The organism is Acinetobacter sp. ASP199 (genome assembly GCF_022700675.1).
In the GTDB taxonomy this organism is placed as follows: Bacteria; Pseudomonadota; Gammaproteobacteria; order Pseudomonadales; family Moraxellaceae; genus Acinetobacter.
This window is the reverse complement of sequence record NZ_CP062182.1, coordinates 1,135,538-1,149,799: the sequence shown is the minus strand read 5'-3', so window position 1 is coordinate 1,149,799 and position 14,262 is coordinate 1,135,538. Positions and strand designations below refer to the sequence as shown.

Genomic DNA, 14,262 nt, shown 5'->3' with positions numbered 1-14,262 from the left:
AACCATGCCTTGCAAATCTTTATTTTTACCGTTTATACGACAGTCGCTGTTAATTTAATCTGTCCGGCATCACTGATAAGTTCCATTTTTTCAATAGTTAAACCGCTCTGCGCAAGCTGGGTCAGGAAATTTGCCAGTACAGCATAATTTTCATGGCTGACATTGAGTAAAATTTTACCTTCCTGCTGCTGGGATGAAACCGACAATCCCTGCTGCTGGGCAGCACGCTGCACTTTTTCTGAGGCATCTAATTGCAGATCACCTGCTGGCTTCATGGTAGCAGCATTGCTCTGCATCCACACCACAGTATCTTTTAAGGTATTTAAGCGCTTTTGCTGGCTATCCGCGGCTTGATGCATATAGAACAATGCCGAACCGACTGCAGCTACGATGACAAAAATCGTGGTGAAAATCACCATGTAGCGTTCACGGGTACTCAGGCTATCCAGATAATCCGTAATACGCTCCATACGCTGATCCAGCCGGGTTTGAATATTATCGAGCATTTTCATTATTGTATTCTCAACGATCCGATCGCACCTGCACCATTGGCCTGTACATTACCCAGTTCAACCTTAAAACCCTGCTGTGTCAGCTGACGAGTCAAAGTACTTAATGCATCAGAAGAGTTCGCCTGCAGATCCATATTCAGGCTTGAAGTATCATAACTAACCCGCTGCGCAATAATCTGGTTTTGCATTAACACCGGCCCCACCCGACTGATCAGATCAAAAGCTTGAGTATTCGCCACCTGACTTAAACGCATCTGCCCTTCAAACTGGCTCTTGATATTCTGCTCGTTTACCGGGTAGTTCTGACCAAACCAGTATTTAAACTGGTCAATCGCTTGAGCAGCCGTTTGATTGGCAATCTTTTTATGCTGATACCAGCGCACAGCATCATAGCTAAACTGCAATACCAGAATACCCAGGAATACGGCCATACAGGCTTTCCAGTAACCGGAAACTGACGTATCTGACTTGGCTTTGGGCAAGACATTAAAAGGATGCTGCTTGGCTTTTTTTAGCTGGGGAATACTGTACTGGAACGACTCCACCTGATCATGCGTGACAAAGGCATCCAGACTACGCAGCTGAGCATTATTCAGGTTACTCACCTTGTAATTCACATCTTTAGGCTGATAATCCAGATAAAGACTCAGGTCATCCACCGAATGACCCACATATTCCGATTCACGAACCAGCAGTCGCCCAGCAATATCCGCCAATACGCGTTGATTTTCTTCAGGAACAGGCAAGACCAGAAAATCTGGCAATAATGCCGTGACCTTGACCGGTAACAGATGCAATGCATGCTGCATGGTTTCTACGGTTGAATTGGCAATTCCCAGTACGCTGAGCTGATCCGGTTGCTGGAAATGATGGAGCACCTTCATCGCATCAACCGGCAGAATGACATATTCCTCCAGCAGATATTTGATTGCCTCCTGCCCCATTTTCTTATATTGGGCTTTGGACATGCTCTGCTGCAAAATCTGCACATGACGACTCGGGAAAAAGACCGTTGCCTCCGCCCCATTCTGCCCCTGGATCTCCTGAATCAGCTGCTCAAGTGTATCTGCACTTTTCCAGAATTCCCCATCTGACCATTGCCAAACCCCATTGGCTTCTGGCATCCATAAATACAACATCGATTGTGTTCTGCCGTTTTAATAGTTTTTATACTGTTGGAATAAAGCTTTTTAACTGTGTCGATAAACCTGCCGCAATCACTGCCTGATCATAAATACGTGCTTCTGACAAATGGAAAGGATGGAAAGATTCCTCTGTCAGAATAGAAGCAATATGTGCCACCACATTCATATGGCAGACCACGACAATTGATTCATACGGTAACTGAGACAACCATTCCACAGCTACTTTGGCATCATCATCCGGCTTAATGGTATTACAGATTACCACTGGCACATCTTTATAAAAAGCCTGCAAATGTGCCAGGGTTTCCTGAGCACGAAGCAACGGACTCACTACAAAGACTTCAGGTTTGATCACGTCTTTCAAGTATTGAGCGGTCTGTTCTGCCTGTAAATGTCCACGCTCGGTCAAAGGACGCTTGGTGTCGTTGCCATTTACCGGTGGAGCTGCTTCGCCATGACGCACGAGTGTCAGTTGCATACCATTTCCCTATTCGTTCATTCAAGCTGATGATCAGATCATAAGATAAGCCTGATCATACAGTTCCATCACTTATAAATCAGACTTGATGATGTGGCAAGACAAATTCCACATCACTGCGATGACCATTTTTCATTAAAGACACTGCAATACTCATCGGCGGTGCACCTTCAAAGATTACGGCATACAAGGCACAAGTAATTGGCATGTATACATCCAGCTCTTCAGAACGTGCTTTCACCTGTACAATGGTATTAATCCCTTCTGCCGTCTGACCTAGTTCAGTGGTTGCCTGTTCCAGGGTTTTGCCTTTACCGAGCGCATAGCCAACCTGATAGTTACGACTTAACGGACTATTACAGGTAGCGAATAAATCGCCCACACCAGACAGCCCGAGGAAGGTCAATGGGTTCGCACCAAGCTTCACCGCAAAACGGCTCATTTCTGCCAAGGCACGGGTCAGAATCATACTCTTGGTATTTTCACCGACGTTATAGGCGGCTGCCATACCCATGGCGACTGCGTAAATGTTCTTCAGTGCACCACCCAGCTCTACACCATGCACATCATCGCTGGCAAAGACACGGAATAAAGCACTATGTAAAGCCTGCTGTACTGCATAACGCACCAGTTCAGAATCACTGGCAATAACAGTCCCTGCTGGCTGCCCTGCCACAATTTCTTTCGCCAGGTTCGGCCCTGAAAGTACGCCATACGGTACTTCAGGTAATTCCTCACGAATAATATCGCTCATAAAACTAAAGGTTTTCGCTTCAATACCTTTAGTTAGTGAAATTATGGCTTGAGAGCTAATAAAAGGCTTGATCTGTTTCAGTACATCACGGAAGGAATGACTTGGAATTGCCACCAGAATAATGTCACGATCACGTACCGCTTTTTCCAAGTCTGAAACTGCCAATAATGCAGGCTCAAGCTGAAAATCTGGCAGATAACGCTTGTTGATATGCGTGGCATTAATATCCGCAGCCGTGGCTTCATCACGAATCCAGATCATGGTGTCACAGCCATTACGCACTGCGGTATTGGCCATTGCTGTACCAAAACTGCCACCACCCAATACTGTAATCCGTAACGCAGTCTTACGATCAATTTCTACAGGTTCAACCAGATCTGAAAATTTTAATTCTGACATGTATTTCTAATATCCTTATCCAGCCAAATTAATGTGATGAATTCCACTGGCTGACAAATGTTTCTGTATAGATTTCTGCACGTGGTGCAATTGTTTTTGCCGCGGTTCCAATATAAATAATGCCTGAAACCAGGTCATTACCTGAAATTCCTAAAGCCTGCTTAAAGTATAGCGATTCCACTACCGCTCCACTACGCCACATGGTCGAAAAACCTTGAGCTTGTAAGGACAATAAAAAATTCTGAATTGCAGCACCAGAACTCAGGATCTGTTCAAAATGCGGCACTTTGGGATGATCTTTGAAACGGGTTAAAGCCAGAACCAGTAAAGGCGCTCGAAAAGGATGATGTTTAACCCGCTCAATCTGAGCAGCTTCAGTTTGACCCAGATCAATTAATGCCTGAGACAATAACTCACCAAAAGCTTCGCGCTTATCATCTGGAATAACTACAAATTCAGTGGGTTTTAAACGATGGTGATCTGGCGCAGTGAGTGCAGCCTGAAAAGCCATTTCCAGCTGTGCAGCATTGGGGGCTGGGGCAATCAGCTGACCAATAGATTGACGTTGATGAATATTCTGATGAACGATTTCGATCGTTGATTCGGTCATTGCCTGGTATTTCTATACTTAAAAACTGTATTCAAGATTAGCATATTCATCTCGGGATTCTCTATATCCTGCATTTTTATTCTGTCTGCTCATCCAGATTTGCTCACTATTGCTCGTTTCTGATAAAAACTATTAAACAGCATTTATGATAATGACATGGCTAATACTGAAAATTGCCAAACTTATACATGCTCTACAAATTATCAAGATTATTATGTGATTAATTATACGATTATCTGATCTTGACGAGTTTTAGACATGACAAAAATATTAACAATGGGTGCAGCTATTGCCACTGCACTTGCTCTTACCGCGTGTAGTTCTAATCCAACCAACACCACTGCAATCCGTAAAGAGAATAATCAATTTGAAGTCACCGGATTAGGTAAGACCCAGATCATTGCCAAAAATAATGCCGTGAACGCTGCTTCTAAAACGTGTGGTTCACGATCTTCAGCTATTATTATAGATGAACAATCCACTTATGACGGCGCACTGAAAGGCGTTGTAGATGAGCAAACCGGACAGATCATTCAGGCTGCTGCCACAGTACTTGGCAATATTGCAGGTACAGGCAATAACATCAATTCAGATGATGACTACCAGACTACTCTGACTTTCCGTTGCCAGTCTAACTAAAGCTTTTTTAGCTAGCCATAAAAAAAACCGCTCATTGAGCGGTTTTTTTACGGACTGGGAATTAGCAATATCCTTCCAGGCGAGTCAGCGGTAATTTCTGACCAATGGCTTTTTCAATTTCTGGAAGATAGAATGCATCGTCTTCAGACAGGAAACTGATACTGACACCACGCGTCCCGGCACGTCCAGTACGACCAATACGGTGTACATAGTCATCGGATTGCTCTGGCAAGGTAAAGTTCACCACATGCGATACGCCATCCACATGGATACCACGACCCGCTACATCAGTTGCGATCATGATATTGTGTTTACCATTTTTAAACTGGTCCAGCATTTTTAGACGCTTATCTTGTGCGATTTCACCAGACAGCATCACCACTTTATAGTTGTCACGCTTTAGATGATCATAGAGTTTACGCACCTGATCACGACGGTTAGCAAAGATCATGACTTTTTCAATCGGCTCATCACGCAGAATGTCTTGTAGCAGTTTATATTTATCTGCCTTGGCAACCATATACACGCGTTGTTCAACGTCCGCATTGGTTTTCTTCTCCGGCTCAATTTCAACAGTGACCGGTTCAAATAACCATTGTTGTGCCAGATTCAGCACGTCATAACTAAAAGTCGCCGAGAACATTAAAGTCTGACGCTGTTCCTTACGTGGCGAAAAACGTACAATACGTTTCACTGAAGGAATAAAGCCCATATCCAGCAGGCGGTCTGCTTCATCAATCACTAGGAATTCAATCTGATCCAGCCAGACTTCTTTCTGTTCAACAAAGTCAATTAAACGACCTGGTGTTGCCACCATAATATCGACCGGCGCTTTGTCTAACTGTGCTTTTTGCTTATCAAAATCCACGCCACCAAGCAGCGTCACTACATTCAGGTTACTAAACTTGGTCAGCTCATGTGCATCATTTTCGATTTGTAGTGCAAGCTCACGGGTCGGTGCCAGAATCAATGCACGTGGCTCACCACGGTAGCGCTGCCCTTGCACAGGATTATTCAATAGGTCATTGATGATACTCACCAGGAAGGCCGCTGTTTTGCCCGTACCCGTTTGAGCACGACCAATTGCATCGTGACCTGCCAATGTGAATTTTAAAACCTTCTCCTGAATAGGCGTCATAGAAGAAAAGCCTAAAGCGTCAATTGCTTGTTTTAGATTAGGATGTAAATTTAAGGTTTCAAAACCAGATGACATAAAGCGGTGCTCTAAATAGATAATCACTAAGATACAGACAGTATAAACAAAAAACGCCCCAATTTATATTGGAGCGTTTTATTAGCTTAATCCGAAGATTAGTCTAATGGTTGAACTTCTTCAGCTTGGAAGCCTTTTTGGCCTTTTACAACACTGAATTCAACACGTTGGCCATCACGAAGTGAACGGTGACCGTCACCTTGGATTGCACGGAAATGAACGAATACGTCATCACCACCGTTGCGTTGAATAAAGCCGAAGCCTTTAGTATCGTTAAACCACTTAACTACGCCTTGTTCGCGAGCAGCTGTCATAAGTCAATCCTCATTGTACCTAAAAGAAGGACCACCCGGTGTTGCAAACAGCAGAGCAAACAAGTTTGAAAATATTATTTTTAAGCTTGTAATCATTCTGTAAAACTATTAACAAAATCCCGGTTACATCCATTTATTCGCAGGACGAAAAACAATCAATTTGCTTATCTAAAATCCCACTAACTCTTCGAGCTTAACATGGGTTTATAACAATTAATAGCCTTTTTTTAGGTTTGTTCTAATTGATTTCGCTATTTTTTTCAGAAATTTGCATAAGGTTTTTTTAGTCATTATTTCGTTTATATTTTTTTAAAAAAGTTGGGGTTTGGCATCCTATTTGCTAATATTTAAACCCTTTTTTAAGTCGAATGAATATTACGGAAATGAGTGATAACGCAGATCAGATCCGCACCATCAATGCCATGGGCAAACCCTGCCCTATGCCTCTATTGATGTTAAAGCGCGCACTGAAAAGCCATCCAGGTGAAACCTTTCTGCTGAAATCATCAGATCCGCATAGCCAGATTGATGTTTCGCGTTACTGTGAGTTAAATCAGCTGAAATATGATATGCGACAAATTTCCGACGTGGAGTTTCATTACGTAATTGAATCCTAAAAATTTTCAATTAAACTATTTGTCTTCACATTCGTATAAAAGTTTACATATCTCTACCCAAATATCCATCATTTGACTGGAGATTGGATTAACATAAATCTTAGATTTGGGAATGATCCCGTTATTCCTCAAGGAGAACACATGAGTGACAGCCGCAATCAATTGATGCCCCTGTCATTATCGGCGCCAGGTGTCAATCTCGGTGCTTATATTAGTACTGTCAATCAGATTCCTATCTTAACTGCCGAACAAGAAAAAGAGTTGGCAGACCGATATTTCTATGACCAGGATTTGGATGCAGCAAAAATGCTGGTGATGTCCCACCTGCGTTTTGTGGTACATATTGCACGTAGTTATGCAGGTTATGGCCTGCCTCAAGGTGATCTGATTCAAGAAGGCAACCTTGGTTTAATGAAAGCGGTAAAACGCTTTGACCCGAATATGGGTGTCCGTCTTGTTTCCTTTGCTGTGCACTGGATTAAGGCTGAAATCCACGAATATGTGATTCGTAACTGGCGTATTGTCAAAATTGCGACCACCAAAGCCCAGCGTAAACTGTTCTTTAATCTGCGTAGTCTGAAAAAATCATCTAAAAAACTGACCTTAGATGAGGCTCGATCAATTGCCAATGACCTGAATGTGACCCCTGAACAGGTTCTGGAAATGGAAGGTCGATTGACCGCCTATGATGCAGCATTTGAAGCCACAGGCGATGATGACGATGAAGGCTCAAGCCATGTTGCTCCAGCATTATATCTGGAAGATAACCGTTACGATCCGGCACGTCTGATTGAAAATGAAGACTATGAAGAGCAAAGTACTGCTGCCCTGCACGATGCCATGGAACAACTCGATGACCGTTCACGTAATATCTTGCAGCGTCGCTGGCTGGATGATGAAAAATCTACCCTGCATGAGCTGGCTGCAGAATACAATGTTTCTGCCGAGCGTATCCGTCAGCTTGAAAAGAACGCCATGGAAAAAATTAAAGTTGCGATGTCTTCCAACTAATTTTCATGTTTTGTATATAAAAAAGCCTTCAGATCTGAAGGCTTTTTTGTCTTTTAATGCAGTGTTTCAGCCTGTGCTTTTATGCTAAGGTTAAGCGCAAAATTTTCAGGAAGATCAGTTCAGATGTGGATTGCGATTTCAGCGATTAATCTGGCCCTTGCAGTACTGCTTGGGGCTTTTGGTGCACATGGTTTGAAAACCCGTGCAACTGAAGCACAGCTTGGCTGGTGGCAGACTGCAACCGATTACTTTTTCTATCATGCGCTGGGCTTGTTGCTGTTAGGCATTCTGGCAAAAGTGATTCCACAGTTGCCAATTAAACCAAGTTTTATTTTGATTCAATTGGGCATTTTACTGTTCAGTGGTTCACTTTATATTATGGCACTTGGTTTACCGCGTGGTTTGGGTGCAATTACTCCGATCGGAGGTGCACTGATGATCGCAGGCTGGCTTACTCTGGCCTGGAATGCATTCAAACACATCAAGTAAGAACTGATCACACTCAGAGGGTGCCGAAATGAACATCTATATCAATGGCGAACAACAACAGACCGACTGCACGACCTTAATGGAACTGGTCCAGCATCTTGCGCTTGAAGGTAAGCGCTATGCCGTTGAAGTCAATGAAATGATCGTTCCCAAAAGTAGACTGGCCGCAACGCCAATCTGTGAGGCAGACAAAATCGAAATCATTCACGCTGTCGGTGGCGGCTAAGGTTCGGAAATACTATGCAAGATTTACTTCAAATTGGCTCACGCCAGTTCCAGTCACGTCTGTTGGTTGGTACAGGAAAATATAAAGATTTACAGGAAACAGATCTGGCGATTCAGGCGAGTGGTGCTGAAATCGTGACTGTTGCAATCCGTCGCGTGAATATCGGCCAGCATCCAGACCAGCCAAACCTGCTATCCGTAGTTCCACCGGAAAAATATACCATTCTGCCAAATACTGCGGGCTGTTTTGATGCCAACAGTGCGGTACGTACCTGCATGCTGGCACGTGAACTGCTAGATGGTCATAACCTGGTGAAACTGGAAGTTCTGGGTGATGAAAAAACCTTATATCCAAATATCACTGAAACTTTAAAAGCGGCACGCACCCTGATTGATGATGGTTTTGAAATTATGGTGTATACCTCAGATGATCCAATCGTAGCGCAGGAACTGGAAAGCATGGGCTGTGTAGCGATCATGCCTTTAGGTAGTCTGATCGGCTCAGGTCTGGGAATTCTGAATCCACATACCATTTCCATCATTAAGGAAAATGCCAAAGTTCCTGTTTTGGTCGATGCAGGTGTCGGTACAGCCAGTGATGCAGCGATTGCCATGGAACTGGGTTGCGACGGCGTATTGATGAATACAGCGATTGCGGCTGCACAAAATCCGGTATTGATGGCATCTGCTATGCGTAAAGCGGTAGAAGCTGGTCGTGAAGCATTCCTCGCTGGTCGTATGCCGCGTAAGCGTATGGCTAATGCAAGTTCGCCTGAGACAGGTTATTTCTTTAAATAATAGGGTTCTTTCATAAATCATTTTTGAATCACTGCAAAGCAAATTCCCTCTCCTTGTAGGAGACTTGCGGAGCACATGCTCCTCAGGGAGAGGTTTTGTCTAAGAAATCCCCTCATCCTCTTGCGAAGTAACACTTCTCATCCCAGAGGGAGAAGGAACTTTCAATATCCATTTAAATATGAATATAACGATCATTTTTTGATTTATGAAAGAGATCTAATGTGCTCATAAAAAGTCAGGTACAAAAAAGGACTCAATCGAGTCCTTTTTTGTACTAAGGCATATTAAGGAATCAGCCCTTCATCACGCATAGCAATCTGTACTGATTGACGCTCTGCGACTTTATTACGTATATGAATAATATTTTGATATGGGCTGAGGTCATGCTCAATATGGTTCGACCAGTTGGTAAGTACAAACAGATAAGCATCTGCTGGCCCAAAGTTATCATCCACCAGATAATCATTGTCTGATTCACCAATGGCTTTATCAATGTAGCTTAACAAACGGTCAATTTCTGCATAAGCCTTTTTCTTGGCTTCCTCATTCATTGGTGCACCAAAGAATACAGAATATGCATCATGCAGTTCTGAGTTCAGATAACCTAACCATTCCAGAACTTTGGCACGCCCCATACCTGATGGCGGAATTAAATCTTGTTTTGGATCGTGTTGTGCCAGAAATGGAAGAATCGCAACGTTCTCAGTCAGAATCAGGCCCGGGTTAATTTCCAGTGCTGGAACATAGCCTTTTGGATTGATCTCGTAATAATCTGTGCCTTTCTCGGTTTTATGTGTTTTTAAATCAACACGTTCCAAATCAAAATCAACATTAATTTCATTTAAAATAATATGTGCTGCCAACGAGCATGCACCAGGTGCATAATAAAGCTTCATTTCTGATCCTTGTTATCTACTTCTCAATGTTTTAAATCGCTTCTAACAAACTTTCAAGTGATCAAACCTGTAAATTGCAAAAAAGCGTAACTGCCGCCAAAAGACATTTACTTCTTCAATATTGAGTATATTCCGGACATTTTCAAGTCATTCTTGTGTGGATTTTTAAACCGGGACGATTAAGATACGCGAGGTTCAAAGTGAAATGATGAAATTCTGTGATAAGTCTGAAAAAAGAAGAATGGTTTTCCAATATCCGTACTGATGTCCTGGCAGGATTGGTGGTCGGTTTGGCACTCATTCCGGAATCAATTGCGTTTTCTGCCATTGCTGGCGTCGACCCTCAAGTCGGTCTGTATGCATCCTTCTGTATCGCAGTATCTATTGCTTTCTTTGGTGGTCGCCCAGCCATGATCTCGGCAGCAACTGGTGCGATGGCGCTACTCATGATTACTTTGGTTAAGGAACATGGTTTGCAGTATTTACTGGCTGCCACGGTCCTGACCGGGATTATTCAGGTCATTGCGGGATCATTTAAAGTTGCCAAATTGATGCGCTTTGTTTCGCAATCTGTGGTTTATGGCTTCTTGAATGCTTTAGCGATTCTGATTTTTATTGCACAGATCCCGGAAATGCAAAAAATGGATACTACCGGCTATCTGTTTGTTGCGATGGGTTTGGCGATAATCTATTTATTTCCTTATCTTCCGAAAATTGGCAAAGCCATTCCCTCACCGCTGATTTGTATTATCGTCCTCAGCGGATTGGCTCTTTTACTCGGATCAGATATGCGTACTGTGAGTGACCTTGGCCATTTTCCAGATACCTTACCAATTTTCTTGATTCCAGAAATTCCCCTGAATTTTGAAACACTGCAAATCATTTTTCCTTATTCAGTGACTTTGGCCACTGTCGGTTTGCTTGAAACCATGATGACCACCACTGTAGTGGATGAAGTCACCGATTCTGAAAGTGACCGCCATCAGGAATGCCGTGGTCAGGGTATGGCCAATATTGTCAGCGGTTTTATGGGCGGGATGGCCGGTTGTGCCATGATTGGGCAGTCAATTATCAATGTTTCTTCAGGCGCACGTACCCGTCTGTCTACGCTTGTGGCGGGCGTGTTCTTACTTTGCCTAGTGGTATTTCTGAAAGACTGGCTGGCTTATATCCCGATGGCAGCACTGGTAGCCATTATGATCATGGTGTCATTTACTACATTCCAGTGGGGTGCCATCAAGCAGTTTAACAAGCATCCTCTTGCCTTTAATGTGGTAATGATTGCTGTGGTGCTGGTGGTATTGGCAACGCATAATCTGGCATTAGGCGTGTTAATTGGTGTGGTACTGTCTGCCCTGTTCTTTATCAACAAGCTTGAGAATACAGTTCACGTATATACACATTTGCTAGATGAGCGTTCTCGTCGTTATGTGATTTCCGGACAGATCTTTTTTAGCAGTTCAGACCGTTTCTATCAGTTCTTTGACTTTAAGGAAAATCTAGCAGTTGTTGAGCTGGATCTGACCCATGCCCATATTTGGGATGTCACTTCTGTGAATATGTTGAATAACGTCGTACAGAAATTTAAAGCACAAGGAATTGATGTTCAGGTGATTGGACTGAATGAAGCCAGCAGTACTTTAGTTGACCGTTATCAGACCTGATCACGATTCATATCATTTAAAAGGGTCAATTGGCCCTTTTATTTTCTTGAGAAATAAACTCGATTCCAGTTTTTAGTAGCGAATTCCCGAGAAAAGTTTGACTTGCACCGCTCAGGACTTAAAATACCGCATTCTGAATTTTTAGATTTGCCAAAATTATGTCGAACGATCAATTAGACCAGCAAGTCGTGGAGCTGGACAATTTAAGCGAGCACCGTGAAATTGTGACGTTTATGCGCCGCTCAGCACCGCTGAATACCTCTCAACGTACTGCGCTTGAACAATATGGTCACTTAATTTTGGAATATCCGGTTGGTGATTTACGCCAGCATTTTGAGCACCCTGAACGTCCACTGACTGTAGAAATCGGTTTCGGTATGGGCCGTTCACTGGTATTGATGGCTAAAGCCAATCCTGAACGTAATTTTGTTGGTATTGAAGTGCACGTACCGGGCATAGCACAGTGTGTGTACGAAGCAGGTATGGCAGGCGTAAGCAACTTGCGTGTTCTAGATGCTGATGCGATTCAAGTCCTACGTGAAATGCCGGATAATAGTATCAATACAGTGCAATTATACTTCCCGGATCCATGGCAGAAAAAACGTCACTTCAAGCGCCGTTTCGTATCACATGACCGCATGCCATTGGTTGAGCAAAAGTTAGAACTTGGCGGTACCTTCCACGCTGCAACTGACTGGGAACCGTATGCTGAATGGATGCTGGAAGTTCTTGAAGAGCGTCCACGTTTAGAAAACTTGGCAGGTAAAGGCAATAGCTACCCTCGTCCTGAATGGCGTCCGCAAACCAAGTTCGAGCGTCGCGGTATTGAAGCAGGTCACAAGATTAATGATTTTATCTTTAAGAAAATTTCTTAAGAGCAATCATAAAAAAAGCGCTGAAGTTTCAGCGCTTTTTTTATGAGAACAAATTGGCGAGCCACTTATATATAACAACAAATGCACCCGAAATAGTGCTTAAGAAGAAAAATAAATTTTCATCCTTATACCATTTATAGCCATGCGGATTTTTGCGCTTCTTTCTCGCCATCTGTCACTTAACGCAAAAAGATACGATAAATCAGTTTCAAGATCGAACTGCCATAAGGTGGATAAATCAGCTTCATCAAACTGAATTTCGGACGGCTAAATACCGACTTGGCATGACTAAAGGTCTTAAAGCCTTCATGTCCGTGATAATGCCCCATTCCAGAGGGTCCAATCCCGCCAAACGGCATATCTTCCATACCGGCAGTCATCAGGGTTTCATTCAGACATACTCCACCGCTATGGGTTGCATGCAGGACTTTTTGTTGCTCAGCTTTGTTATAGCCAAAATAATACAGTGCCAGTGGTCGGTCATGCTGGTTGATATATTCAATGACTTCATCCATCTGCTCATAGCCAATGACGGGTAGAAGCGGTCCAAAGATTTCATTCTGCATGATCAGCATATCGTCATGGACATTGGTCAGGACCAGGTGCGGCAAACGGCGTCCATCTACACCTTGCTCAATCTGATGCAGTTCAGCACCTTTGGCTTGAGCATCCTCAATATAGTGTTTTAAACGGGTAAACTGCCGCTCATTGATGATGGTTGTATAATCCGGATTGCTCAAAATACTGTTTGGGTAGAATTGTCGAATGGCATTGAAATAAGCTTCGATAAAGGATTGGATTTGTGACTGATGTACAAATGCATAGTCTGGTGCCACACAGGTCTGTCCGGCATTCATGGTCTTGCCAAAAGCCAGACGGCGTGCGCTTTCCTGTAAATCCGCATCCTTCGCAACGATAACAGGTGACTTGCCCCCAAGCTCCAAAGTCACTGGTGTCAGATTCTCTGCTGCTGCATGCATCACATGACGTGCAATTGAGGTCGCGCCAGTAAAAAGCAAATGATCAAATGGCAAAGTAGTAAATTGCTGAGCAACCTGCGCATCTCCCGTGACTACCGTAATCTGGTCAGCTGGAAAATAACGGACAATCAGCTGTTGAAACAGGCTGGAAAATTCCGGGGTATATTCACTCATTTTCAGCATGACCCGGTTACCCGCAGCCAATGCCTGACCCAAAGGACCAATGGCAAGGAACAACGGATAATTCCACGGCACCACAATACCGACCACACCTAGCGGCTGATACATCACATAACCTGTGGCTGGCTGGAATAAAATACCAACCTGCCGCTTACTCGGCTTCATCCATTTTTTCAGATGTTTTAAGCTGTGTTTCAGTCCATTCAAACTGGTCAGTACTTCAAACAGCTTGGTTTCATCCAGACTCCGATTGGAGAAATCCCGACTAATGGCGGCAGCCATCTCATCCTGATGTTTCACCACCATTTGATATAGCATTTTGAGTTGCTGTTGACGCTGCTCATAGCCTGGATATGCTGCTTGCATACACGCCTGACGCTGGTGCTGAAAAATATCCTGCATGTGTTTGGCACTATCCAGATTCGTACCTTGTTCCCATGACGTCATATGCTGTCCCTATTTA

The 14,262-nt window shown here is 43.5% G+C and carries 17 protein-coding genes; 8 read left to right on the top strand and 9 right to left on the bottom strand.

Translation table 11 applies throughout. From position 1 onward, the window contains the following. Positions 1–32 precede the first annotated feature (32 nt). The 5 genes from gspM to IHE35_RS05315 form a co-directional block, all read right to left on the bottom strand. Positions 33–512: a type II secretion system protein GspM gene (gene gspM / locus IHE35_RS05335; protein ID WP_242789619.1), complete on the bottom strand. Its 480-nt coding sequence runs from the start codon at positions 510–512 to the stop codon at positions 33–35. Then, positions 512–1,651 (bottom strand): type II secretion system protein GspL, encoded by a 1,140-nt coding sequence (gene gspL, locus IHE35_RS05330; protein ID WP_242789618.1) that lies wholly within the window; start codon positions 1,649–1,651, stop codon positions 512–514. Before gspL ends, gspM begins: the two co-directional genes overlap by 1 nt. 28 nt (positions 1,652–1,679) lie before the next feature. Continuing rightward, entirely contained in the window at positions 1,680–2,135 is a 456-nt protein-coding gene (locus IHE35_RS05325; RefSeq protein ID WP_242789617.1) for a phosphoglycerate mutase family protein, read from the bottom strand. A gap of 79 nt (positions 2,136–2,214) precedes the next feature. After that, the gene (locus tag IHE35_RS05320) at positions 2,215–3,288 is read right to left on the bottom strand and encodes an NAD(P)H-dependent glycerol-3-phosphate dehydrogenase (protein ID WP_242789616.1); all 1,074 of its coding nucleotides are present in this window, start codon (positions 3,286–3,288) and stop codon (positions 2,215–2,217) included. 28 nt (positions 3,289–3,316) lie between these two features. Then, on the bottom strand, positions 3,317–3,898 hold the full coding sequence (locus IHE35_RS05315) for a nitroreductase family protein (RefSeq protein ID WP_242789615.1): 582 nt from the start codon (positions 3,896–3,898) through the stop codon (positions 3,317–3,319). 258 nt (positions 3,899–4,156) lie between these two features. Here IHE35_RS05315 and IHE35_RS05310 point away from each other — a divergent pair, with 258 nt between their 5' ends. After that, positions 4,157–4,537 (top strand): hypothetical protein, encoded by a 381-nt coding sequence (locus IHE35_RS05310; RefSeq protein ID WP_242789614.1) that lies wholly within the window; start codon positions 4,157–4,159, stop codon positions 4,535–4,537. A 61-nt stretch (positions 4,538–4,598) separates the two neighbouring features. Here IHE35_RS05310 and rhlB read toward each other — a convergent pair whose 3' ends face one another. Then, positions 4,599–5,750: an ATP-dependent RNA helicase RhlB gene (gene rhlB / locus IHE35_RS05305; protein ID WP_242789613.1), complete on the bottom strand. Its 1,152-nt coding sequence runs from the start codon at positions 5,748–5,750 to the stop codon at positions 4,599–4,601. A gap of 98 nt (positions 5,751–5,848) precedes the next feature. Further along, positions 5,849–6,064 carry a cold-shock protein gene (locus IHE35_RS05300; protein ID WP_004280099.1) on the bottom strand — a complete coding sequence of 72 codons (216 nt, stop codon included), beginning with the start codon at positions 6,062–6,064 and terminating at the stop codon, positions 5,849–5,851. 383 nt (positions 6,065–6,447) lie between these two features. On the opposite strand from IHE35_RS05300, the gene IHE35_RS05295 reads away from it, so the two are divergent. The 5 genes from IHE35_RS05295 to IHE35_RS05275 all read left to right on the top strand — a co-directional run bounded on the left by IHE35_RS05295 (position 6,448) and on the right by IHE35_RS05275 (position 9,204). After that, positions 6,448–6,681, top strand: coding sequence for a sulfurtransferase TusA family protein (locus IHE35_RS05295; protein ID WP_242789612.1), 234 nt, complete (start codon positions 6,448–6,450; stop codon positions 6,679–6,681). Between the two features lie 141 nt (positions 6,682–6,822). After that, the gene (gene rpoH / locus IHE35_RS05290; protein ID WP_242789611.1) at positions 6,823–7,692 is read left to right on the top strand and encodes an RNA polymerase sigma factor RpoH; all 870 of its coding nucleotides are present in this window, start codon (positions 6,823–6,825) and stop codon (positions 7,690–7,692) included. A gap of 123 nt (positions 7,693–7,815) precedes the next feature. Further along, positions 7,816–8,181, top strand: coding sequence for a DUF423 domain-containing protein (locus tag IHE35_RS05285; protein ID WP_242789610.1), 366 nt, complete (start codon positions 7,816–7,818; stop codon positions 8,179–8,181). Positions 8,182–8,209: 28 nt separating this feature from the next. Next, complete coding sequence (gene thiS / locus IHE35_RS05280) at positions 8,210–8,407, top strand: sulfur carrier protein ThiS (RefSeq protein WP_004812315.1); 198 nt, start codon at positions 8,210–8,212, stop codon at positions 8,405–8,407. 14 nt (positions 8,408–8,421) lie between these two features. Next, positions 8,422–9,204: a thiazole synthase gene (locus IHE35_RS05275; protein WP_242789609.1), complete on the top strand. Its 783-nt coding sequence runs from the start codon at positions 8,422–8,424 to the stop codon at positions 9,202–9,204. A gap of 284 nt (positions 9,205–9,488) precedes the next feature. On the opposite strand, the gene IHE35_RS05270 is transcribed toward IHE35_RS05275, so the two are convergent. After that, positions 9,489–10,100, bottom strand: coding sequence for a glutathione binding-like protein (locus IHE35_RS05270; RefSeq protein ID WP_242789608.1), 612 nt, complete (start codon positions 10,098–10,100; stop codon positions 9,489–9,491). A 218-nt stretch (positions 10,101–10,318) separates the two neighbouring features. Here IHE35_RS05270 and IHE35_RS05265 point away from each other — a divergent pair, with 218 nt between their 5' ends. Together IHE35_RS05265 and trmB are read left to right on the top strand one after the other, a co-directional pair. Then, the gene (locus IHE35_RS05265) at positions 10,319–11,764 is read left to right on the top strand and encodes a SulP family inorganic anion transporter (protein ID WP_242789607.1); all 1,446 of its coding nucleotides are present in this window, start codon (positions 10,319–10,321) and stop codon (positions 11,762–11,764) included. 158 nt (positions 11,765–11,922) lie between these two features. Then, positions 11,923–12,639 (top strand): tRNA (guanosine(46)-N7)-methyltransferase TrmB, encoded by a 717-nt coding sequence (gene trmB / locus IHE35_RS05260; protein ID WP_242789606.1) that lies wholly within the window; start codon positions 11,923–11,925, stop codon positions 12,637–12,639. 179 nt (positions 12,640–12,818) lie between these two features. On the opposite strand, the gene IHE35_RS05255 is transcribed toward trmB, so the two are convergent. Further along, positions 12,819–14,246, bottom strand: a complete 1,428-nt coding sequence (locus tag IHE35_RS05255; RefSeq protein ID WP_242789605.1) for a coniferyl aldehyde dehydrogenase — start codon at positions 14,244–14,246, stop codon at positions 12,819–12,821. Between the last annotated feature and the right edge of the window lie 16 nt (positions 14,247–14,262).